Source organism: Pseudomonas sp. 4CAES_32.4 (assembly GCF_058136335.1).
In genome coordinates this window covers 4,242,387-4,264,726 of sequence record NZ_CM176882.1, presented here as the reverse complement: position 1 = coordinate 4,264,726, position 22,340 = coordinate 4,242,387, and the positions used below count along the sequence as shown (strand labels likewise).

General features: G+C 59.3%; 20 protein-coding genes. 11 read left to right on the top strand and 9 right to left on the bottom strand.

Features of this window, described 5'->3' with window-relative positions:
* Positions 1–3,450, bottom strand: a complete 3,450-nt coding sequence (gene mfd / locus AC3Y64_RS19130; RefSeq protein WP_489984884.1) for a transcription-repair coupling factor — start codon at positions 3,448–3,450, stop codon at positions 1–3.
* Positions 3,451–3,804: 354 nt separating this feature from the next.
* On the opposite strand from mfd, the gene AC3Y64_RS19125 reads away from it, so the two are divergent.
* Positions 3,805–5,268, top strand: coding sequence for a glyceraldehyde-3-phosphate dehydrogenase (locus tag AC3Y64_RS19125; protein ID WP_158955721.1), 1,464 nt, complete (start codon positions 3,805–3,807; stop codon positions 5,266–5,268).
* A 181-nt stretch (positions 5,269–5,449) separates the two neighbouring features.
* On the opposite strand, the gene AC3Y64_RS19120 is transcribed toward AC3Y64_RS19125, so the two are convergent.
* Positions 5,450–6,751: an MFS transporter gene (locus AC3Y64_RS19120; RefSeq protein WP_489984883.1), complete on the bottom strand. Its 1,302-nt coding sequence runs from the start codon at positions 6,749–6,751 to the stop codon at positions 5,450–5,452.
* Between the two features lie 89 nt (positions 6,752–6,840).
* Between AC3Y64_RS19120 and AC3Y64_RS19115 the strand changes: the two genes are divergently transcribed.
* Complete coding sequence (locus AC3Y64_RS19115; RefSeq protein ID WP_489984882.1) at positions 6,841–7,857, top strand: FAD:protein FMN transferase; 1,017 nt, start codon at positions 6,841–6,843, stop codon at positions 7,855–7,857.
* Positions 7,858–8,054: 197 nt separating this feature from the next.
* Positions 8,055–9,449 (top strand): Si-specific NAD(P)(+) transhydrogenase, encoded by a 1,395-nt coding sequence (gene sthA, locus AC3Y64_RS19110; RefSeq protein ID WP_158955726.1) that lies wholly within the window; start codon positions 8,055–8,057, stop codon positions 9,447–9,449.
* Between the two features lie 42 nt (positions 9,450–9,491).
* Here sthA and AC3Y64_RS19105 read toward each other — a convergent pair whose 3' ends face one another.
* The gene (locus tag AC3Y64_RS19105) at positions 9,492–10,214 is read right to left on the bottom strand and encodes a glycerophosphodiester phosphodiesterase (protein ID WP_025111067.1); all 723 of its coding nucleotides are present in this window, start codon (positions 10,212–10,214) and stop codon (positions 9,492–9,494) included.
* Between the two features lie 14 nt (positions 10,215–10,228).
* A complete protein-coding gene (locus tag AC3Y64_RS19100; RefSeq protein ID WP_489984881.1) occupies positions 10,229–10,810 on the bottom strand; it encodes a PilZ domain-containing protein in 582 nt (193 codons plus the stop codon).
* Between the two features lie 94 nt (positions 10,811–10,904).
* Between AC3Y64_RS19100 and AC3Y64_RS19095 the strand changes: the two genes are divergently transcribed.
* The 3 genes from AC3Y64_RS19095 to AC3Y64_RS19085 all read left to right on the top strand — a co-directional run bounded on the left by AC3Y64_RS19095 (position 10,905) and on the right by AC3Y64_RS19085 (position 14,154).
* Positions 10,905–12,155: a lipoprotein-releasing ABC transporter permease subunit gene (locus AC3Y64_RS19095; RefSeq protein WP_158955730.1), complete on the top strand. Its 1,251-nt coding sequence runs from the start codon at positions 10,905–10,907 to the stop codon at positions 12,153–12,155.
* A 7-nt stretch (positions 12,156–12,162) separates the two neighbouring features.
* Positions 12,163–12,846: a lipoprotein-releasing ABC transporter ATP-binding protein LolD gene (gene lolD / locus AC3Y64_RS19090; RefSeq protein ID WP_178113667.1), complete on the top strand. Its 684-nt coding sequence runs from the start codon at positions 12,163–12,165 to the stop codon at positions 12,844–12,846.
* A 63-nt stretch (positions 12,847–12,909) separates the two neighbouring features.
* Entirely contained in the window at positions 12,910–14,154 is a 1,245-nt protein-coding gene (locus AC3Y64_RS19085) for a lipoprotein-releasing ABC transporter permease subunit (RefSeq protein ID WP_102902248.1), read from the top strand.
* Between the two features lie 88 nt (positions 14,155–14,242).
* Here the strand turns inward: AC3Y64_RS19085 and AC3Y64_RS19080 are convergent, their stop codons facing one another.
* Together AC3Y64_RS19080 and AC3Y64_RS19075 are read right to left on the bottom strand one after the other, a co-directional pair.
* Positions 14,243–15,592 carry a heavy metal sensor histidine kinase gene (locus tag AC3Y64_RS19080; RefSeq protein WP_489984880.1) on the bottom strand — a complete coding sequence of 450 codons (1,350 nt, stop codon included), beginning with the start codon at positions 15,590–15,592 and terminating at the stop codon, positions 14,243–14,245.
* A complete protein-coding gene (locus tag AC3Y64_RS19075) occupies positions 15,592–16,272 on the bottom strand; it encodes a heavy metal response regulator transcription factor (RefSeq protein WP_489984879.1) in 681 nt (226 codons plus the stop codon). The genes AC3Y64_RS19080 and AC3Y64_RS19075 overlap by 1 nt, the downstream gene beginning before the upstream one ends.
* A gap of 165 nt (positions 16,273–16,437) precedes the next feature.
* Here AC3Y64_RS19075 and copI point away from each other — a divergent pair, with 165 nt between their 5' ends.
* Complete coding sequence (copI, locus tag AC3Y64_RS19070) at positions 16,438–16,965, top strand: copper-resistant cuproprotein CopI (protein WP_489984878.1); 528 nt, start codon at positions 16,438–16,440, stop codon at positions 16,963–16,965.
* A gap of 61 nt (positions 16,966–17,026) precedes the next feature.
* A complete protein-coding gene (gene queF / locus AC3Y64_RS19065) occupies positions 17,027–17,857 on the top strand; it encodes an NADPH-dependent 7-cyano-7-deazaguanine reductase QueF (RefSeq protein WP_489984877.1) in 831 nt (276 codons plus the stop codon).
* A 144-nt stretch (positions 17,858–18,001) separates the two neighbouring features.
* Here queF and AC3Y64_RS19060 read toward each other — a convergent pair whose 3' ends face one another.
* Together AC3Y64_RS19060 and pcrP are read right to left on the bottom strand one after the other, a co-directional pair.
* Positions 18,002–18,265 (bottom strand): DUF4404 family protein, encoded by a 264-nt coding sequence (locus tag AC3Y64_RS19060; protein ID WP_463395444.1) that lies wholly within the window; start codon positions 18,263–18,265, stop codon positions 18,002–18,004.
* A gap of 108 nt (positions 18,266–18,373) precedes the next feature.
* Positions 18,374–18,994, bottom strand: a complete 621-nt coding sequence (gene pcrP / locus AC3Y64_RS19055) for an HAD superfamily inactivated hydrolase PcrP (RefSeq protein ID WP_489984876.1) — start codon at positions 18,992–18,994, stop codon at positions 18,374–18,376.
* Positions 18,995–19,192: 198 nt separating this feature from the next.
* Here pcrP and AC3Y64_RS19050 point away from each other — a divergent pair, with 198 nt between their 5' ends.
* A complete protein-coding gene (locus AC3Y64_RS19050; RefSeq protein WP_122595350.1) occupies positions 19,193–19,882 on the top strand; it encodes an MlaA family lipoprotein in 690 nt (229 codons plus the stop codon).
* 52 nt (positions 19,883–19,934) lie between these two features.
* Here AC3Y64_RS19050 and AC3Y64_RS19045 read toward each other — a convergent pair whose 3' ends face one another.
* Positions 19,935–20,234 (bottom strand): PilZ domain-containing protein, encoded by a 300-nt coding sequence (locus tag AC3Y64_RS19045; RefSeq protein ID WP_489984875.1) that lies wholly within the window; start codon positions 20,232–20,234, stop codon positions 19,935–19,937.
* A 276-nt stretch (positions 20,235–20,510) separates the two neighbouring features.
* Between AC3Y64_RS19045 and rssB the strand changes: the two genes are divergently transcribed.
* Together rssB and rssC are read left to right on the top strand one after the other, a co-directional pair.
* On the top strand, positions 20,511–21,692 hold the full coding sequence (gene rssB, locus AC3Y64_RS19040; protein ID WP_489984874.1) for a two-component system response regulator RssB: 1,182 nt from the start codon (positions 20,511–20,513) through the stop codon (positions 21,690–21,692).
* Positions 21,692–22,174, top strand: a complete 483-nt coding sequence (gene rssC / locus AC3Y64_RS19035) for an anti-sigma factor antagonist RssC (protein WP_042560140.1) — start codon at positions 21,692–21,694, stop codon at positions 22,172–22,174. The genes rssB and rssC overlap by 1 nt, the downstream gene beginning before the upstream one ends.
* Positions 22,175–22,340: the final 166 nt, after the last annotated feature.

Sequence of the window (22,340 nt, the reverse complement as noted above, 5' to 3'; positions counted from 1 at the left end):
TCAAACAGATTTCGGGAGGAGGCGCTCAAACAGCGCCTCTACAGTATTAAAGCGCTCTTCCGGGCGTTCCATCGGCACCTGGAACTTGAACATCGTGGCGCCTTCGAATTTGTAGCGTTTTGGCTGGCTCTGAATCAGCTTGATCAGCGTCATCGGGTCAACGGGAGTCTGCGCTTCGAACTCGATGCGCCCACCCTGTGGCCCGCCGTCGACCTTCTTGATGCCCAGTTGCTCAGCCTGCAATTTCAGCGCGGTGATGCGCACCAGATTTTTCGTCGGTTCCGGCAACAGGCCGAAACGGTCGATCATCTCGACCTGCAGATCCTTCAGGCCTTCCTCATCGGTGGCCGACGCGATGCGTTTGTACAGAATCAGGCGCGCGTGAACATCCGGCAGATAATCTTCCGGAATCAACGCCGGTACCCGCAGATTGACCTCCGGGCCACCGCCGAGCGGTTGATCGAGGTTCGGTTGCTCGCCCTTGCGGATCGACTTCACCGCGCGCTCGAGCATCTCCATGTACAGCGTGAAGCCCACCGCCTGAATCTGCCCGCTCTGGCCATCGCCAAGCAATTCGCCAGCGCCACGGATTTCCAGGTCGTTGGTCGCCAGCACGAAGCCAGCGCCGAGATCCTGAGTGTTGGCAATCGCCTCCAGACGCTTTTCCGCATCCGAAGTGATTTGCTGGCGCGGCGGCGTCAGCAGGTAGGCGTAAGCCTGGTGGTGACTACGGCCAACGCGACCACGTAACTGGTGCAGTTGCGCCAGGCCGAACTTGTCGGCGCGCTCGATGATGATGGTGTTGGCGCTCGGTACGTCGATGCCAGTCTCGATGATGGTCGAGGCGATCAGCACGTTGAAGCGCTTGTGATAGAAGTCGCTCATCACCTGTTCGAGTTCGCGTTCGCGCATCTGTCCGTGACCGATGCCGATACGGGCTTCCGGCACCAGTTCGGCGAGGTCGGCGGCGCATTTCTCGATGGTTTTCACATCGTTGTGCAAGTAGTAAACCTGACCACCACGCAGCAGTTCACGCAGCAGGGCCTCTTTGACCGTGCTCTTGTTCTGCTCCATGACGAAGGTGCGCACCGACAGGCGTCGCGCCGGCGGCGTGGCGATGATCGACAGGTCACGCATGCCCGACACTGCCATGTTCAGCGTGCGCGGAATCGGCGTGGCGGTCAGGGTGAGAATGTCGACTTCGCTGCGCAGGGCCTTGAGCTGTTCCTTCTGACGGACACCGAAGCGGTGCTCTTCGTCGATGATCACCAGCCCGAGGTTTTTGATCTTCACATCATCGGACAGCAACTTGTGCGTGCCGATGACGATGTCGATCTTGCCTTCCGCCAGATCGGCGATCGCCGCGTTGACTTCCTTGGCCGATTTGAAGCGGCTCATCACTTCCACGGTCACCGGCCAGTCGGCGAAGCGGTCGCGGAAGCTGTTGTAATGCTGTTGGGCGAGCAGGGTGGTCGGTACCAGAATCGCCACTTGGCGGCCACCGTGCACAGCGATGAACGCCGCACGCATGGCCACTTCGGTCTTGCCGAAACCGACGTCGCCGCAGACCAGTCGATCCATTGGTTTCGGCGCGAGCATGTCTTCGCGCACCGCTTCGATGGTCGATTGCTGATCCGGGGTTTCTTCGAACGGGAAGCCTGCACTGAACGTCGCGTAATCGGCTTTCGGATCAGCGAAGGCGTAACCTTCGCGAGCCGCACGACGGGCATAGATGTCGAGCAGTTCAGCGGCGACGTCACGCACTTGTTCGGCGGCTTTGCGCTTGGCTTTCTGCCACGTCTCGGAGCCGAGGCGGTGCAGCGGGGCCAGCGAATCGTCGCTACCGGTGTAGCGGGCGATCAAGTGCAGGTTGGCCACCGGCACGTAGAGCTTGGCGGCCTCGGCGTATTCCAGGGTGAGGAATTCGGCGGCCTGATTGTCGATTTCCAGAATCGTCAGACCGAGGTAGCGACCCACGCCGTGATCGATGTGCACCACCGGCGCGCCTTCGCGCAGCTCGGTGAGGTTCTTGATCACTGCGTCGTTGCTGACGTCGCTGCGTTTCTCGCGACGACGGCGTTGCATCACGCGCTGACCGAACAGCGGACTTTCCGCGACCAGTGCCAGCGCCGGCTCGTCGAGCATCAGGCCCTCGTCGAGCGGGGCAATGGTGATTGCCAGGCGATCCTTGCTCGCGACAAAGTCCGGCCAGCTGTCGACGGTCTTTGGTCGCAGCTTCAGGCGTTCCAGCAACTCCAGCAGGACTTCGCGACGACCGGCGGATTCGGCGGTGAACAACACACGACCGGGGAATTCATCGAGGAAACCGGCCAGCGCTGCCAGCGGTTGCGTGGCTTTGGCTTCGATCGCCAGATTCGGCAGTGCCTGCGCCGGGAAGCGCTCGCGGCCGGTGCCGCTTTCGACGTCCTGCTGACTGGCGACTACGCGCGGCCAGCTCTTCAGGCGAGCAAAGCAGTCTTCCACTGGCAGGAACAATTCGGCGGGCGGCAATAAAGGACGCGATGGATCAACGCGACGCTCTTCATAACGATTGCGCACGTCGTTCCAGAAATTCTCCGCCGCTTGCTCGATGCCCGGCAACGAGAACACTTGGGTGTCCTGCGGCAAGTAATCGAATAGCGTCGAGGTTTCGTCGAAGAACAGTGGCAGGTAGTACTCGATGCCCGCTGGAGTAATCCCGCTGCTCAAGTCCTGGAAGATCGGGCAGCGACGGAAGTCGACGTCGAAGCGCTCGCGGAACCGCGCCTTGAAGCGGGTGACCGCGTCTTTCTGCAGTGGGAATTCGCGGGCCGGCAGCAGCTTGACCGAGTCGACCTTGTCGATGGAACGCTGGTTTTCCGGATCGAAGGTGCGCAGGGTTTCGATTTCGTCATCGAACAGGTCGATGCGATACGGCAATTTGCTGCCCATCGGGAACAGGTCGATCAACGCGCCCCGTACGGTGAACTCGCCGTGCTCATAAACCGTGTCGACGTAGCGATAGCCGCTGGCTTCGAGCCGCGAGCGCATCTGCTCGACATCGAGTTTCTGCCCGACATCCAGCACCAGACTGCTGCCGAGCAGGAACTTGGTCGGCGCCAACCGATGCAAAGCCGTAGTGATCGGCACCACCAGCACACCGTGCTCCAGTTCCGGCAGCCTATATAAGCTGGCGATGCGCTGGGAAATGATGTCCTGATGCGGCGAAAACAGGTCGTAGGGCAGGGTTTCCCAGTCGGGGAAATGCAGTACGGGCAAATCCGGGGCGAAGAAACTCAGCTCCTGTTCCAGTCGTTCAGCGCTCTGGCTGTCGGCGGTCAGTAGCAGGGTGAAGCGCTTGGCAGCGCTGGCAGCCTCGGCAATCGCCAGGCTGAGGGCAGCACCGGGCAAATTGCCCCAATGCTGTTTACCTGCCTCGGCAGGGAGTATCGGTAGACGCAGAACGGGCACGGAAAGTTGAGCTCCAGGCTTTGCGACAAAGTCGGTAATTGTAGCGGCGTCCGGTGCTGCCTGTCAGTTGCAGACTGCGTCTATCTTCGTGGTTTTGGCGAAATGTAGTGGTAACCATAAAAACGAGTAGTTTTTTTGTGGTTATGTAGTGCCGAAAGCGGGTGGTGTTACGGAGGGTTACAGACATCGTCTAACAGTCGTCGGAAAATTGACTGCGCTGGAAGCCCCGGTTTTATTGGGCTGCAGAGGGGCATATTTTTTTTGAAAGGAATTTTGTTACCGATTGCGCGACAAGCGCGCATTGCTGAATGAGGTTGTCGGCGGCATAATGTAGCCCCTTTTTTCTGCCCCTACATGTGGAAGGTTACCGTGACTCAGAAGCCCGACCAGTGTCTTGGTGAATGGATCGACCGTGAAGCACTCGCAGAAGCGATGATTCCGCTTATCGGTCAGCTCTACCGCAATAACAACGTGGTGAGCTCGATCTATGGCCGCAGCCTGATCAACCAGTCTGTCATCGCGATTCTCAAAGCTCACCGCTTTGCTCGCCACCGTTCTTCCGACGACAGCGAACTCTCCGTCCACGAAACATTCCCACTGCTCAAGGCCATGAGCGAGCTCAAGCTCGGCGCGGCCTCGGTAGATCTGGGCAAGTTGGCGTTCAAATTCCGCAACGAAGGCAATGGCCGTACTGCCGAGCAGTTCGTTCGTGAAGAGATGGCTGACGTGGTTGGTCAGCAAAATGCTTCCGCACGTAAAGGCACCGACGTTGTGCTGTACGGCTTCGGTCGTATCGGCCGTCTGCTGGCGCGCATCCTGATCGAAAAAACCGGTGGTGGCGACGGTCTGCGTCTGCGTGCCATCGTCGTGCGCAAAGGCGCCGAAAACGACCTGACCAAACGCGCCAGCCTGCTGCGCCGCGATTCGGTGCACGGTTCGTTCAACGGCACCATTACCATCGACGAAGAAAACAACACCATCACCGCCAACGGTAACCTGATCCAGGTGATCTACGCGAAGAACCCGACCGAGGTGGATTACACCCAGTACGGCATCAAAGACGCGCTGCTGGTGGACAACACCGGTGTATGGCGTGACGCTGATGGCCTGGGTCAGCACCTGGCCTGCCCGGGTATCGATCGCGTTGTTCTGACCGCGCCTGGCAAAGGCAAGCTGAAGAACATCGTTCACGGTATCAACCACAACGAAATCACCGCTGACGACAAGATCGTGTCCGCCGCTTCCTGCACCACCAACGCCATCGTGCCGGTGCTGAAAGCTGTGAATGACAAGTTCGGCATCATCAACGGTCACGTCGAAACCGTTCACTCGTACACCAACGACCAGAACCTGATCGACAACTTCCACAAGGGCGATCGCCGTGGCCGTAGCGCCGCGCTGAACATGGTCATCACCGAGACCGGTGCTGCCACCGCTGCTGCCAAGGCCCTGCCTGAGCTGGCCGGCAAGCTGACCGGTAACGCGATCCGTGTTCCGACGCCGAACGTGTCGATGGCCATTCTCAACCTCAACCTTGAGAAAGCCGCCACCCGTGAAGAGATGAACGAGTACCTGCGCTACATGGCGCTGCACTCCGATCTGCACAAGCAAATCGACTTCGTCAACTCGCAGGAAGTGGTTTCGACCGACTTCGTTGGCTCGCGTCACGCCGGTGTGGTCGATGCTGAAGCGACCATCGTTCAGGATAACCGCGTTGTTCTGTACGTCTGGTACGACAACGAGTTCGGTTACAGCTGCCAGGTGGTTCGCGTGATGGAAGACATGGCTGATGTAAATCCGCCAGCATTCCCGCGCTAAGCGATAGCTGCACATGAAAAAGCCCCGACCTAGGTCGGGGCTTTTTTTATGTCTGGTAAATCTCGATTGACTGTTGCGGCCTCATCGCTGGCAAGCCAGCTCCCACAGGTTTATTTGGCGGTTGCACGATTGCACTCACACCCCGAAACCCTGTGGGAGCTGGCTTGCCAGCGATAGCGTCCTATCGGGCGCCGCCGGGCACAGCCGCTTGCGCAGTACGCAGTTCATGCCTGTTGCCACGGAACAACACCAGCGTCGCCAACAACCCCAGCACCGCCGCGCCACTGAGCCAGATCCCCGGCGCAGCCTTGTTATCCAGCACATGAATCAGATACGTACACGCCGCCGGGGTAAACCCGCCAAAGGTCGCGGTCGCCAGGCTGTAGGCGAGCGAGAACCCGGTCGTGCGCACTTCCACCGGCATGATCTCGGTCAGTGCCACCACCATCGCGCCGTTGTACGAGCCGTAGAGGAACGAAAGCCACAACTCGACAATCAGCAAATGGCTGAAGCTCGGATTCGCCACCAACCACGACAGCGCGGGATAGGCGGTAAGAATCGCCAGAATCGTCGCCGCGAGCAGTAGGGGTTTTCGCCCGATCTTGTCGGACACCGCGCCCATCACCGGCAACCAGAAGAAGTTCGACAGGCCGATGCACACCGTCACCAGTAGCGCATCGAGATCCGACAGGTGTAACTCAGCCTTGCCGAAGGTCGGGGTGTAAGCGGTGATCAGGTAGAACGACACCGTGGTCATCACCACCAGCGCCATGCCAGCGATGACGAGGCCAAAGTTCTGACCGATAGAGCGGACAATTTCCCGCAGGGTAGGGCGATGTTTCCGCGCCTGGAATTCCGGGGTTTCTTCCAGCGAGCGACGGATGAAGAAAATCACCGGCACAATCATGCAGCCGATCAGGAACGGCACGCGCCAGCCCCAGTCACCCATTTGTTCCGGACTGAGCCAGTGATTGAGGCCGACGCCGAGCAGTCCGGCGAATACCACCGCCGCTTGCTGGCTCGCGGACTGCCAGCTGACGAAAAAGCCCTTGCGACCCGGGGTGGCGATTTCTGCCAGATACACCGACACACCGCCGAGTTCTACCCCCGCCGAGAAGCCTTGTAGCAATCGGCCGAACAGTACGAGCAAAGGCGCGGCGACACCCAGTGTGGCGTAACCGGGTACGCAAGCTATCAGCACGGTACCTGCTGCCATCAACGCCAACGTTATGATCAAGCCTTGGCGACGGCCATGACGGTCAATGTAGGCGCCGAGGAAAATCGCCCCCAGCGGTCGCATCAGGAAGCCTGCGCCGAAGGTCGCCAACGAAAGCATCAAGGAAGCGAAGGCACTGTCGGTGGGGAAGAAGGTCTTGGCGATGGCCGTGGCATAAAAGCCGTAAACCATGAAGTCGAACATTTCGAGGAAGTTGCCGCTGACAACGCGAAAGATCGCTTTGCCTTTGCCCGTGGTGGAGGACATGGTCAGGTCTCACTATTGGATTTTGTATAAAGATGTTGCAGATCCGTTAATTCATAATGGCCGCCGTGGTTTTACGGGGAGATGAATAATTGTTCACTGGACGGTTGCTTGGGGTCGTGATTCTGGCTGGCATATTGGCTGGCTGCGGCAATGGCGATTCCACGGAGGGTTTCGGTGGGCCGACCATGGGCAGCACGTACTCGATCAAGTATGTGCGCCACGCCGGCATGCCTGACGCGACGCAGGTTCGCCGTGAAGTGGAGAGCATCCTCGGCGAAGTTGATCGGCAGTTATCCACTTATCGCAATGATTCGGACATCGAGCGCTTCAACGCTTTGCCCGCGAACAGCTGTCAGAAATTGCCTGCTTCGGTGCTTGAACTGATCCGCGTTGGCGAGCAACTGTCAGCGCAAAGCGAAGGTTCCTACGACCTTACCGTGGAGCCGCTGATGAATCTCTGGGGCTTCGGCCCGCAAGGACGCGAAGAGAAAGTCCCTGGCGCCGCTGCACTGGCTGAGGTGATGTCCCGCGTTGGTCATCAGCATTTGCACATCAACGGCGATCAGTTATGCAAAGACGCGGCCGTCGAAGTCGACTTCAACAGCATTGCCGCCGGTTATGCCGTCGACACCATTACGGCCCGACTCGACGCGATGGGCATCCACAACTACCTCGCCGAAGCCACCGGTGAATTGAAGGCCAAAGGCAAAAAACTCGACGGCTCATCCTGGCGTATTGCCTTGGAAGAGCCTCGCGATGATCAACAGGTTGCCGAGCGCATTATTAATGTCGATGGCTACGGCGTTTCCACGTCCGGCGACTACCGCAACTATTTCCTGCAGGATGGCCGGCGTTATTCCCACACCTTCGATGCGCGCAGCGGGGCACCCGTCCTACACGACTTGGCGTCAGTCACGGTGATTCATCCTTCAGCGCTGATGGCCGATGGACTATCGACGCTGTTGCTTATTCTTGGCCCAGAACGGGCTTGGGACTATGCCGAAAAACATGACATTGGTGCATTCTTTGTCATTCGTGCCGATACAGGTTTTGTCGTTCGCACCAACAAGGCTTTCGAGCGCCTCAGCGGCAAGAAAACTGACTGAGAACAATACGAAAGCTGGCGTTGTAGTGCAGGCAAAAGTAGCCTACGACGCGACCAAGGGTTAATGTGCGCGGCGTTGACGCTTCTATAGACTGTGTCCGGGTTCTTGATTGACCCCCAATTGTTCCTTCGCGCCGCCGTTCGGCGTGATTTAGCCGTAGGTGCTGCTGGCACCGCGGCCTGTTCTGAGGAGTACGCATGGCTGTCTACAACTACGACGTGGTGGTGCTGGGTTCCGGCCCGGCGGGAGAAGGCGCGGCAATGAACGCCGCCAAAGCAGGGCGCAAGGTCGCGATGGTCGACAGCCGTCGCCAGGTCGGCGGCAACTGCACCCACCTCGGCACCATCCCGTCCAAGGCACTGCGTCACTCGGTGCGGCAGATCATGCAGTTCAACACCAATCCAATGTTCCGGGCGATCGGCGAGCCACGCTGGTTCTCCTTCCCGGACGTGTTGAAAAGCGCCGAGAAAGTCATTTCCAAACAAGTCGCTTCGCGTACCGGTTACTACGCCCGCAACCGCGTCGACGTGTTCTTCGGCACCGGCAGCTTCGCCGACGAGCAAACCATCGAAGTGGTCTGCGCCAACGGTGTGGTCGAGAAACTGGTGGCCAAGCACATCATCATCGCCACCGGTTCGCGCCCGTATCGCCCGGCGGACATCGATTTCCATCACCCGCGTATCTACGATAGCGACACCATCCTCAGCCTCGGCCACACCCCGCGCAAACTGATCGTTTATGGCGCCGGCGTGATCGGTTGCGAATACGCGTCGATCTTCAGCGGTCTGGGTGTGCTGGTCGAGCTGGTCGATAACCGCGGTCAGTTGCTGAGCTTCCTCGACTCGGAAATCTCCCAGGCGTTGAGCTACCACTTCAGCAACAACAACATCACCGTGCGTCACAACGAGGATTACGATCGCGTTGAAGGCGTCGATAACGGCGTGATCCTGCACCTGAAGTCGGGCAAGAAGATCAAGGCCGACGCCTTGCTCTGGTGCAACGGCCGTACCGGCAACACCGACACGCTGGGTCTGGAAAACATCGGCGTCAAGGTCAACAGCCGTGGCCAGATCGAAGTCGACGAGGCGTACCGCACTTGCGTACCGAACATCTACGGTGCTGGTGACGTGATCGGCTGGCCAAGCCTGGCCAGTGCCGCCCACGACCAGGGTCGTTCGGCTGCTGGCAGCATTGTTGATAACGGTAGCTGGCGCTTTGTGAATGACGTGCCGACCGGCATCTATACGATTCCGGAGATTAGTTCGATCGGCAAGAACGAGCAGGAGCTGACCCAGGCCAAGGTGCCTTACGAAGTCGGCAAGGCGTTCTTCAAGAGCATGGCGCGTGCGCAGATCGCTGGCGAGCCGCAAGGCATGCTGAAGATCCTTTTCCACCGTGAAACCCTGGAAGTGCTGGGCGTTCACTGCTTCGGTTATCAGGCGTCGGAGATCGTTCACATTGGTCAGGCGATCATGAACCAGCCGGGCGAGCTGAATACCCTGAAGTACTTTGTCAACACGACGTTCAACTACCCGACCATGGCCGAAGCCTATCGGGTAGCGGCATACGACGGCCTCAACCGGCTTTTTTGACGGGCTCCGGCCGGTGGCCTGAGCCGGCCGGGGAGACCGATTTCAGCAATTCTCGAGCGTGGCAGTGGCCAAACCGGGAAAGTCTGTAATCAGGCTGTCAACGCCGAAGTCGGCGAGTCTGCGCATCAGCGCAGGCTCGTTGACGGTCCATACCGACACATGCAACCCCTGACGCTGCGCCTTCTGCAGGCGTTCCGGCGTACACAGCGTCCAGTTCAGCGCGAGAATTTCACAGCCATAACTTGCCGCGACCTTCAGCGGGTCGAGCCAGGCATATTCGGCGACCAGTCCGCGTGACACGTCCGGCACCAGATCCAGCGCCGCTTTCAGCACTTCCCGCGAACTCGAGGTGATCGTCACCTTGTCGAGCAAACCATGGCGCTGGGCCATTTCGCGAATCGCCAGCACGGTGGTTGCCGCGCGCGTACGCGAAGCGCTTTTGACCTCCAGTTGCCAGTGCTCGAAATCACACTTCTCGAACAATTCTTCCAGCGTCGGAATCGGGCACGGCTTGATCCAGCCCGGGCCACCCTTGCGCGCGTCGTAGGTCACCAGTTCGGCGGCAGTGTGCTCGACGACTTTGCCGCGACGATCAGTGGTGCGCTTGAGAGTCGGGTCGTGGATGACCATCAACTCGCCGTCCTTGGACAGGTGCAGATCGAGTTCGCAACGGCGCACGCCGTGCTTGAGACATTCCTGAAAGCTGCTCAGGGTATTTTCCGGTGCTTCGCCCTTGGCGCCGCGGTGGCCGTAGATGAGGGTCACGGTTCTTCCTTAAATTAAATGCCTGATTCGTTCTGTTCGCGGGCCAGACGTCGTTCCTGGGCCTGCTTCTGCAAGATGTAGCGGGCGAGCAATTGGCGCTGGGCGTCGGTCAGGTGTTCAAACTCTGTGCCGACGTCGTAACCGTCGCCCTTGCGGTCGCAATGGGTGACGCGGGCGCGCAGCAGCAGGCCCAGCGCTTGCGGCATCAGCACCAGTTTCACCGAGAGGTGAGCGCCAGCGGCAATGGGCGTCGGGTGCTGAAAGTCGATGCCGCCTTCGGAAATGATCACCGGTTGCGGCTCGCCGATCTGGCCGAGCACGGTCAGGGCGACCACCTGGCTGAGCAGGTCGATGCGTTTGTTCTGGGATTTCAGGAACGCAGCAATGGCGCGGTCGCGCTCGCTGATCTGGCGCAACAGATGCTGCGACTCGAATTCGCTCAGGTGCAGTTCGCTGAGCAGGTTGAAGAGCGGGGAAGCATCCTGCAACACTTCCTGGCCTGCGGCTTCGGGAGCGGACAGGGGCCGAATTTCCAGTGCGATCGTGTCCTCGATACGGTAGTATTCGCGGCGATCTTCTTCATCTAATGTCGACATGGCGAACCCATGGTAGCGGCGGTGGTCTGAGTGTAAAGCTGGTTATCGACCCCCGCCACAAGGACGTTCCTTTTCCCTCCGAACAAGCCCCGACATGTTCAGACCTCTCTTCGTATTTATCGGCACGCGTTATACCCGTGCAAAGCGTCGCAATCATTTTGTGTCATTCATTTCCCTGACTTCGATGATCGGGCTCGCCCTTGGCGTGGTCGTGATGATCGTCGTGCTGTCGGTGATGAATGGCTTCGATCATGAAATGCGCACCCGCGTGCTGGGCATGGTGCCCCACGCGACCATCGAATCCACTGAGCCGATCAACGATTGGCAAAGCCTGGCCACCAAGGTCAAGCAGAACCCGCAGGTGACGGCTGTTGCGCCGTTCACCCAGATGCAGGGGCTGCTGACCAATAATGGTCAGGTGTCGAAGGTGTTGCTCAACGCCATCGACCCTGCGCTCGAGCGCAATGTGTCGATCATCGACAACTTCATGAAGCAGGGCAAACTCGACGATTTGACGCCGGGCAGCTTCGGCATCGTCATCGGCGACAAGGCCGCGACCAAGCTCGGCGTCGGCATCGGTGACAAGGTCACCTTCGTCGCGCCGGAGGTCAGCGTGACCCCGGCCGGGATGTTCCCGCGCATGAAGCGTTTCACCGTGGTCGGCATTTTCCATGTCGGCGCCGGCGAGCTCGATGGCTACCTCGGTGTCACCAACCTGCAGGATCTGGCGAAGATGCACCGCTGGAAGCCGGATCAGGTGCAGGGCTTGCGTCTCAAGTTCGACGACCTGTTCCAGGCGCCGCGTGAGGCATGGAACATCGCCCAGCAACTTGGCGAAGATCATTACTACGCCCGCGACTGGACCCGCACCCACGGCAATCTGTATCAGGCGATCCGCATGGAAAAAGCCATGATCGGCCTGCTGTTGCTGCTGATCGTCGCCGTCGCTGCGTTCAACATCATTTCCACGCTGGTAATGGTGGTCAACGACAAGAAGGGCGACATCGCTATTCTGCGCACGTTGGGCGCGACGCCGGGCACGATCATGCGCACGTTCATGGTCCAGGGCACGGTGATTGGCGTGGTCGGCACGGCGATTGGCGCGGTGGTCGGGATTTTCGCGGCGCTCAATGTCAGCGCGGCGATTTCAGCTCTGGAAGGCCTGATCGGCCACAAATTCCTTAATGCTGACGTGTATTTCATTGATTATCTTCCGTCGCAGGTGCAGAGCCAGGACGTGGTCATGGTCTGCGCGGCGGCGTTGGTTCTGAGTTTCCTCGCCACCCTGTATCCCGCCTGGCGTGCCGCGCGCACCCAGCCGGCGGAGGCGCTACGTTATGAGTGAGTCGGGCATGAGTGAAAAAGCAATCTTGAGCTGCCGCAACCTGGGCAAATCCTACGAGGAAGGCCCGGAATCGGTAGAAGTCCTCGCCGGTCTGCAACTGGAGTTGCAACCGGGTGAGCGTGTGGCGATTGTCGGTACCTCGGGTTCGGGCAAAAGTACCTTGCTCAACCTGCTCGGTGGGCTGGACACGCCAACCCAGGGCAGCGTCTGGCTCGACGGTGAAGAGCTGTCGGCCTTGAGCGAGAAGAAGCGTGGGCTGCTGCGTAACCGGTCGCTCGGTTTCGTCTACCAGTTCCACCACCTGCTGCCGGAATTCACTGCGCTGGAAAACGTGTGCATGCCGCTGCTGATCGGCAAGACGCCGATCCCGGAAGCACGTCAGCGTGCCACGGCATTGCTGGAGCGCGTCGGCCTCGGCCATCGTCTCGAGCACAAACCGTCGGAACTGTCCGGTGGTGAGCGTCAACGTGTGGCCATCGCCCGCGCGCTGGTGAACAAGCCAGGCCTGGTGATGCTCGACGAGCCGACCGGCAACCTCGACTCCCACACCGGCCAGGGCATTCAGGATTTGATGCTGGAGCTCAGCACCTCGATGCGCACCGCGTTCCTGGTGGTGACCCACGACATGAACCTCGCCCGCCAGATGGACCGCGTTCTGCATTTGCAGGATGGCTGCCTGACCCCCATCTGATTGGCTGAAACCCGGCGCCGGAAACGGCGTCGGGTCTTTTATTTTTATACGGTGCCCCAGCGAATGTTCAGACCGTTATCGATCTTTATCGGCACGCGCTATACCCGCGCCAAGCGCCGCAATCGCTTCGTTTCGTTCATTTCGATGACCTCGATGATCGGCCTCGCCCTCGGCGTGCTGGCAATGATCGTGGTGTTGTCGGTAATGAACGGGTTCCAGCGCGAAATGAGTTCGCGCATCCTCGGCATGGTGCCGCACGCGACCATCGTTGGCGTCAAGCCGATTGATGACTGGCAGCCGGTTGCTGCCGCCGCGATGAAAAATCCTGAAGTGACCGCCGCCGTGCCGTTCACTGAGATGGAGGGCATGCTCTCCTATAAGGGCTTGATGCAGCCGATCCAGATCAGTGGCGTCGATCCGGCGCAGGAAGGCAAGGTCTCGATCGTCGCCCAGCACATTGTGCAGGGCCGTCTCGATGCGTTGAAACCGGGCGAGTTCGGCGTGGTGATCGGTGAGATCACGGCGCGGCGTTTCCGCCTTAACGTTGGCGACAAGATCACCCTGATCGTCCCGGAAGTCAGTACCGCACCGGGCGGCATTACGCCGCGCATGCAGCGTCTGAACGTGGTCGGCGTGTTCAAGGTTGGCGCAGAACTGGACGGCTCGATGGGCCTGATCCACGTCGCCGATGCCGCGACCATGCAGCACTGGGAACCGAATCAGGTGCAGAGCGTGCGTCTGGCGGTGAAAGACCTGTACGCGGCGCCGAAAGTCTCCTCGGACATCGCCGCCGGTTTGGGCGCCGAGTTCAAGGCTGACGACTGGACCCACACCCAGGGCAGCCTGTTCAGCGCGATGAAAATGGAAAAAACCATGATCGGTCTGCTGTTGCTGATGATCGTCGCGGTGGCGGCGTTCAACATCATCGCGACCCTGATCATGGTGGTGAACGACAAGGGCGCGGACATCGCGATCCTGCGCACCATCGGTGCCACGCCCCGGCAAATAATGGCGATCTTCATGGTGCAGGGCACGGTGATCGGGATTGTCGGCACCATTATTGGCGGCGTGTTGGGCGTGATCGCTGCGTTGAATGTCAGTCAGATCGTCGGCTGGATCGAGCGAGTCAGCGGGCAGCACATCTTCAGTTCCGATGTGTACTTCGTCAGCAATCTGCCGTCGGAATTGCAGGGTGGGGATGTGCTGTTGATCTGCTCGGCGGGCTTTATCCTGAGCTTCCTGGCGACGGTGTATCCGGCTTGGCGGGCGGCGAAGATCGAGCCGGCTCACGCCCTGAGATATTCGTAATCCAATTGACCGCAATCGCTAGCAGGGCTAGCTCCCACATTGATCTGCGTCGTTCGCATGACCCCTGTGGGATCTAGCCCTGCTGGCCTCAATCTCCCTTGGGCAACTCAATCACAAACCGCGTCCATCCCGCTTCCGATTCGCAATGAATCTGCCCGCCATGGGCGCGGATGATCGATTGAGTAATCGCCAACCCCAACCCCGCATGCTCACTGCTGCCTTCCTGTCGCGCCGGATCCGCCCGATAAAACCGGTCGAACAAGCTTGGCAACAACTCCGCAGAAATCCCTTCACCACTGTTCTCGACTGAAATGTGCACAGCGTTCACTTGGTCAGTGATCCGCAAGCTGACGTAGCCTTCGGCCGGGGTGAAGCGCAGGGCGTTATCCAGCAGATTCGACAAGGCCCGGCGCAACATGCTGCGATCACCTTCGATCTGTGCATTGCCTGCGCGGCTCAGCTTGACCCCGGCGTCCTCCGCCAGCGGCGCAAAAAACTCCAGCAACACATCGGTCTCGTCCGCCAGTTCCAGCGGTTCGCGCTTGGGCATCAGCAAGCCGTGATCGGCCTTGGCCAGGTACAGCATGTCGTTGACCAGTTGCGCCATCCATTGCAGTTCTTCGAGGTTGCTGTGCAGTGCTTCGCGGTAATCCTCGATGGGCCGAGGACGGGTGAGGGTGACCTGGGTGTGGGTCAGCAGGTTCGACAGCGGTGTGCGCAATTCATGGGCAATGTCGGCGGAAAACGCCGAGAGCCGCTGAAACGAGTCGTCAAGGCGTGCGAGCATGGCGTTGAAGCTGTGGGCCATTTCCGCAAGTTCTGGCGGCATTTGTTCTTCTGGCAGTCGGGCGTTGAGCGATTGAGCGGAAATCCCACGGGCGACTGCACTCATGCGCCGTAGTGGGCGCAATCCGCTGCGCGCCGCCCAAGCCCCGAGCAACGCGGTGGCCAGCGCCGAGAGGCCGACGGTCAGCCAGATCAGGTGCTGCATGCGCTGCAGAAAGTGTTGGTGATGGGTGATGTCGAGCAGCAGCGTCAGTTGCGCCGAGTCGGCTTGGTCTGGGTAGAGCGGGGCGTTCAGCACGCGATAATCGGTGCCGCCGCTGCTGACCGTCGACAGGCCGGGTTGTTGCGGTAAATCTACGGGAATCTGCGTCGAGCTGTCGTATTCGCGCTGACTGTCACTGCCAGTTATGCGCAAAGACACGTCGGCCTGACGGCTCAGCTCATCCGCCAGCCGCGCCTCGCGCTGGGCAGGTTGAACATCCTGCAACGCACGGCGCAGACCGATCAGCTTGGCGTCCAGTTGTTGCTGGTCGAGTTCGATGAAATGCGCCTCGCTGGCACGGTTGAACAGCACGCCGGCGAACAGTGAAACCACGGCGGTGCAGGCGGCAAACAACAAGGCCAGACGCGAACTCAGGGACAAGCGGCGCATCAGGCGCTGCGCTCTTCGAGCACGTAACCCATGCCGCGCACGGTGTGGATCAGTTTGTTGGGGAACTCATCGTCGATTTTCAGACGCAAACGACGGATCGCCACTTCGATGACGTTGGTATCGCTATCGAAATTCATGTCCCAGACTTGTGAGGCGATCAGCGATTTCGGCAGCACCTCACCCTGACGACGCAGCAGCATTTCCATCAGGGCGAATTCCTTGGCGGTCAGGTCAATGCGCTGGCCACTGCGCTCAACCCGGCGGCGGATCAGATCGAGCCGCAGATCGGCCAGTTGCAGGCTGGTTTCCTGGGGTATGGCGCTGCCACGGCGTAGCAGGCTGCGCACCCGCGCCAGCAGCTCGGAGAACGCGAAAGGTTTGACCAGATAGTCGTCGGCGCCGAGTTCAAGTCCATGAACCCTGTCCTCCACTGCGTCTTTAGCCGTAAGAAAAAGCACCGGCGTATCCAGTCCTGCGTCACGCACTGCATGGAGGATTTGCCAGCCATTGCGACCGGGCAGCATCACATCGAGGATCAGCAGCGCGTAGTCTCCGCTCAACGCCAGTTGTTGGCCGCTGTTGCCATCGGCCACCAGTTCGGTGTTGAACCCGGCCTCGGTCAGGCCCTGGCGCAGGTATTGGCCGGTTTTCGCTTGGTCTTCGACGATCAACAGTTTCATGGACGACTCGGGTTGTTCGGGGGTGATTCGGTTGGAGGCTTTATACCGTGAGAGCACGCGACAAGCGCCAACCTGACAAAGTTGTAATCTGCCTGTCAGGTTGATGCCAGCGCTGGGCGGCTAAAGTTTCCCACAGGCTGAACCATATCTTGTTGGAGAACGACCATGTTTTTACGCCAATCCCTGGCCTTGTGTTTGTTGGTGCTGAGTTCATCGGCGTGGGCTGCGTCGGGGCACACCTATGACTTCGGCCAGCCAGCGCCTGCCGCCAAAGCCACGCGCAGCGTTGAAGTGGTGTTGAACGATATGTCCTTCGACCCGAAGGCGATTGAGGTCAAGGCCGGTGAGACCGTTCGCTTTGTGCTGGTGAATAAGGGCCAGTTGCTGCACGAATTCAACCTTGGTGATGCAGCGATGCATGCCAAACATCAGCAGGAAATGTTGCAGATGCGGCAAAGCGGCATGCTTACGCCGACGGCAATGAAAGAAATGTCCCACGACATGGCGGGCATGGATCACGCAGCGATGGGCCATGGCATGAAGCACGACGACCCAAACAGTGTGCTGGTCGAGCCGGGCAAGACAGCGGAGCTGACCTGGACCTTCAGCAAAGCGACGAGCCTTGAATTCGCCTGCAATATTCCCGGCCATTATCAGGCGGGCATGGTCGGTAAACTGACTGTCAGTCAGTAAGCACTCAAAGGCGCGGGCAAAGGCTGGTAGAATCCGCTGATTCTTCAGTCAGGTTTCCGCCATGCATCCCGCAGCCGAACATTCGCCGCTGGGCAAATCCAGCGAATACATCGCCACGTACACGCCGTCCCTGCTGTTCCCGATTCCGCGCACCGCGAAATGGGCCGAGTTGGGTCTGACCGCCGAAACCCTGCCGTACAAGGGTGTGGATTTCTGGAACTGCTTCGAGCTGTCGTGGCTGCTGCCATCCGGCAAACCGGTGGTGGCGATTGGCGAATTCAGCATCCCGGCGGACTCGCCGAACATCATCGAATCGAAGTCGTTCAAGCTCTATCTGAACTCGCTGAACCAGACGGCGTTTGCCGACGTGGCGTCCTTGGAAGCGACCCTGATCAAGGATTTGTCGGCCGCCGCCGGCAAACCGGTGGGGGTGCGCGTTCGCAGCCTGAAGGACGTTGAAGCGGAAGGCGTCGTGGCGCTGCCGGGCGTGTGCATCGATGATCTGAATATCAGCGTCAGCAACTACGAGCATCCGCGTCCGGAATTGCTGCGTTGCGATGATTCGCGCATTGTCGAAGAGACGGTGTACAGCCATCTGCTCAAATCCAACTGCCCGGTGACCAGTCAACCGGACTGGGGCACGGTGGTGGTGGAATATCGTGGTTCGGCGCTGGATCACGCCAGTTTGCTGGAATACATCGTCAGCTTCCGCCAGCACTCGGACTTCCATGAACAGTGTGTGGAGCGGATTTTCCTCGACCTGCAGCGCTTGTTGAAACCTGAGAAGCTGACCGTGTTCGCCCGTTACGTGCGTCGCGGTGGTTTGGATATCAACCCGTATCGCAGCACCGAAAGCGTACAACTGCCGAATCATCGGCTCGTGCGACAGTAAGACCAAAAGATCGCAGCCTTCGGCAGCTCCTACAGGAGAGTGCATTCCAGAGGTAGGAGCTGCCGAAGGCTGCGATCTTTTGAATGTCAGAAATGAAAAAGCCCTGCCAGTGATGGCAGGGTTTTTTTTGTGCGGCCGGAAATCCTAGATCCCCATGCTGCCCAGCGCATTGACAATATTGCGCAGGGTGCCGGCAATCGCCGGGTGTTCGACTTCAAAACGTTCAACCGCGAGGTTGACGCCGTCGGCGATACTCACGTCTTGAGTGGCATTCTCCAGTTGGATTTCCGATTCAATCTGCGCCATCAGCGCGTGCAGGTCTTCGCGCTCGGCTTCCGACAGTGGCGGATTCTGATCCAGCTGCTCGCGCAGGGTATCGAGCTGTTTTTGCAGTTCTTGGGCGGGCATGATGTTTTCCTTTTATCGAGAGGCACTGGCATTGACCGCAGCCGCGCGCCAAAGGTCTATGGCTGACCTTTAGATTAATCCACTCCCGTCAAACCTGCATGATCCCGATCAGGGCTTTTCGCCTTTGAGCCGGCGCAGGCTGATGTCTGCCAGGCAGGTGTCGAGTTCGCCCAGATGATCGATGACTGAATGCACGCCGAGGCCGAATAACTGCATGGTTGCATTGCCGCGCAGTTGCTCGCGCTCCTTCTGGTTCAACGCTTGCCATTCGCCTGGTGCCAGGCCGCACAGCGAGCCGCAGGAGGCGAGGCCAATCGTCCACAGCCCGGCGTTAAGGCCCGACTGGAGCAAGCGCGGTTCACCGCTGACCAATACGCAACCGTCCAGACGACTGACGTTCAAGTCCATCAGTGCCTGCCAGCAAGCGTTCGGGGCGGGCCACGGATTGATTGTTGCAGAATGTTGCGCAGACTTGATCCACGCCGGCAGCGAAGCCGACAGGGGCCGGGCGAGCGCAGGAGGCAGTTCGTCCAGCCAGACACAGGGAATTCGCTGGCGCTGCAAACTGTGCAGGCTGTCGAGTGCGCCCGGCGTGGCTTCGGCGTACTCGGGCAGGGCGATGGTTTGCTGTCCGGCGCGCGCACCGAAATCCACCAGGCAGCCGCTGAGTCCAAACAGCACTGCCGTCAGGTTGGGCGCAGCGAGGGGCAAGGTTTCGGCGTGTGTCATGGCAACGTCCCTGAAATAACGCTCAGGCTAGGGCTTGTCGGTGACAGTTGGATGACACCTGTGTGAACCGTGGCGGGGGAAGCGTCCTACAGACTGCTTCATTGCCCGGACTGTCCAAACGGGCTTTTGCGCTTATACTAGCGGCCTTAATGCCCGGGCCCCGATGTCCGCGATGGTACAAATCCAAGGAGTTTTTCTATGCGCTGGAGCTATCCGCTCGCTCAGCTAAGTGTATGTGCCGGCCTGCTGCTGGCGCCGTTCGCCACTCAGGCCGCAACGGAAGAAGACCCTTGGGAAAGCGTCAACCGCCCGATTTTCCAGTTCAACGACTTCGTTGACACCTACGCGCTGAAGCCACTGGCGCAGGGTTACGAGTTCGTTACGCCGCAGTTTCTGGAAGACGGCATTCACAACATGTTCCGCAACGTCGGTGATGTCACCAACCTTGCCAACAACATCCTGCAGGCCAAACCGGCTGCCGCGGGCGTCGACACCGCACGTTTGATCTTCAACACCACCTTCGGTCTGCTCGGCTTCTTTGACGTCGGCACCAAGATGGGCCTGAACCGCAGCGACGAAGATTTCGGCCAGACTCTGGGCTATTGGGGCGTCGGCAGTGGCCCATACGTGATGCTGCCGTTGATGGGCCCAAGCACCCTGCGTGATGCGCCGTCGAAATATGTCGACAGCTTCACCGGGATGTACCGCTACATCGACGACGTGCCGGCGCGTAACTCGATCTTCGGTCTGAACATCGTCGACACTCGCGCCAGCCTGCTGTCGAGCGAGAAGCTGATCAGCGGCGACAAGTACACCTTCATCCGCAACGCTTACCTGCAGAACCGCGAGTTCAAGGTGAAAGATGGCCAGGTCGAAGACGATTTTTAATCTCGACGGCTAAAAACAAAGGCGACCTCAGGGTCGCCTTTTTTGTGTGTAGCTATTTCATCTTCACAATGGTCAGGCCGAGCTTCTGGCCGCCGCCATCCTGGGGCCTGACCCAGACCACTTCAGTCTCTGCCTCAAGGCCGCTGAGCGCGGCGTGCTCGGAGTCGATGCGCACTGTCAAACGGTCGCCGACCGCGAACTGGCGGGGCGCTTCGACCTGCATGCCACTGCTGGAGAGGTCGATGCACACCCCGGAAATCTCATCACCTTCATGAATCAACACGACATCGGCATCGACCCGCATGCGGATGAAATCGCGCTTTTCGCTGTAGTCCCGACTGGTTTGACTCATAGGTTCGTCCTTCCATTGGGTTACGGTTTGAGCTGTTCTTATAACTCTCGGTGATTTGACAAGTAAAGTCGTCAAGCGACCATCGGCGCATGCTTGAAACGCTCTGCGGATGGGAGTACCGTCTGCGCCTTAGAAGGGCACCTCTGGTGCAACCGCGTTCAAGGCCTATGCCCGAAAGCGGTGCAGCAGAGAGGCTAGAAAGCGAATCCAGTAGTCAGTGCAGGGCCAACAAGCTCCGCCAACTACGCCAACCTAATTCTGGCGCCGTTTGCCCACATGCCAAAAACCAGTGCCACGCTGCTGATAATCGATGATGACGAAGTAGTGCGCGCGAGCCTCGCGGCCTATTTGGAAGACAGTGGTTTCAGCGTCCTGCAGGCCAGCAATGGTCAACAGGGTCTTCAGGTATTCGAGCAAGACAAGCCCGACTTGGTCATCTGCGATCTGCGCATGCCGCAGATGGGCGGTCTCGAACTCATCCGTCAGGTCACCGAGCTGTCACCGCAAACACCGGTGATCGTGGTTTCGGGTGCCGGCGTGATGAACGATGCGGTCGAGGCCCTGCGCCTCGGCGCGGCGGACTACCTGATCAAGCCCCTCGAAGATCTGGCGGTGCTCGAGCATTCCGTGCGTCGGGCCCTGGATCGTGCGCGGTTGCTGGTGGAAAACCAGCGCTACCGCGAGAAGCTGGAAAAGGCCAACCGCGAGCTTGCGGCCAGCCTGAACCTGCTCCAGGAAGACCAGAATGCCGGTCGCCAGGTGCAGATGAACATGCTGCCGGAAAGTCCGTGGAGCATTGACGAGTTCAAGTTTGCTCACCAGATCATTCCGTCGTTGTACCTGTCGGGTGATTTTGTCGACTATTTCCGCGTCGACGAGCGCCGGGTCGCGTTCTACCTGGCCGATGTATCCGGTCATGGCGCTTCCTCAGCCTTCGTCACTGTGCTGCTGAAGTTCATGACCACGCGCTTGCTGTTCGAATCCAAGCGCAACGGCACATTGCCGGAATTCAAGCCTTCGGAAGTCCTGGGTCATATCAACCGGGGGCTGATCAGTTGTAAGCTGGGTAAACACGTCACAATGGTCGGTGGAGTCATCGACGAGGAGACCGGTTTGTTGACCTATAGCATCGGCGGCCATCTGCCGTTGCCTGTGTTGTACACGCCTGACAGTGTTCGTTATCTGGAAGGACGTGGTCTGCCGGTGGGGCTTTTCAATGAAGCCACCTACGAAGATCACGTGCTTGAGCTGCCGCAGACGTTCAGCCTGACGCTGATGTCGGATGGCATTCTGGATCTTTTGCCAGAACCGACGCTCAAAGAAAAAGAAGCCGCTTTGCCTCAACGGGTGAAGTCGGCGGGCGGCAGCCTGGATGGTCTGCGGCAAGTGTTTGGATTGGCCACGCTAGGGGAGATGCCGGATGATATCGCCCTGTTGGTGTTGAGCAGGAATCTTTAATGAGTACCGGTAGAATCCAGTTCGCCGAGCAGGACGGCACCTTCGTCCTCAAGTTCGTCGGTGAAGTTCGCCTGACCCTGTGTTCGGCGTTGGATGCGACTATTGAGAAAATCTTCACCGCGCTGAATTTCAACGCGATCGTGATCGATTTGACCGAAACCCGCAGCATCGACAGCACGACGCTGGGCCTGTTGGCCAAGCTGTCGATCCTGTCGCGGCAGAAGGTCGGCCTGCTGCCGACCGTCGTCACCACCCACGATGACATCACCCGTCTGCTGCAATCGATGGGCTTCGAGCAGGTGTTCAACATCGTCAACCACCCCGTGCCGTGCCCGGAGTGCCTGGACGACCTGCCGGATCAGGATCAATCGGAAGAAGTGGTGCGGATCAAGGTGCTGGAAGCGCACAAGATTCTCATGGGCCTGAACGACTCCAACCGTGAAGCGTTCCATGACCTGGTGAATGCCCTCGAGCGGCATTGAGTGGTGTGGGGCCTGCCGGCCCCATCGCTAGCAGGGCTAGCTCCCACAGGGTTTCCCATTCGACACACAATTGCAGACACCCACAGATCCCCTGTGGGAGCTAGCCCTGCTAGCGATAGCGTCCGCAAAAACATCCAATTCTTCCGCAAACAAAAAAGGGCGAACC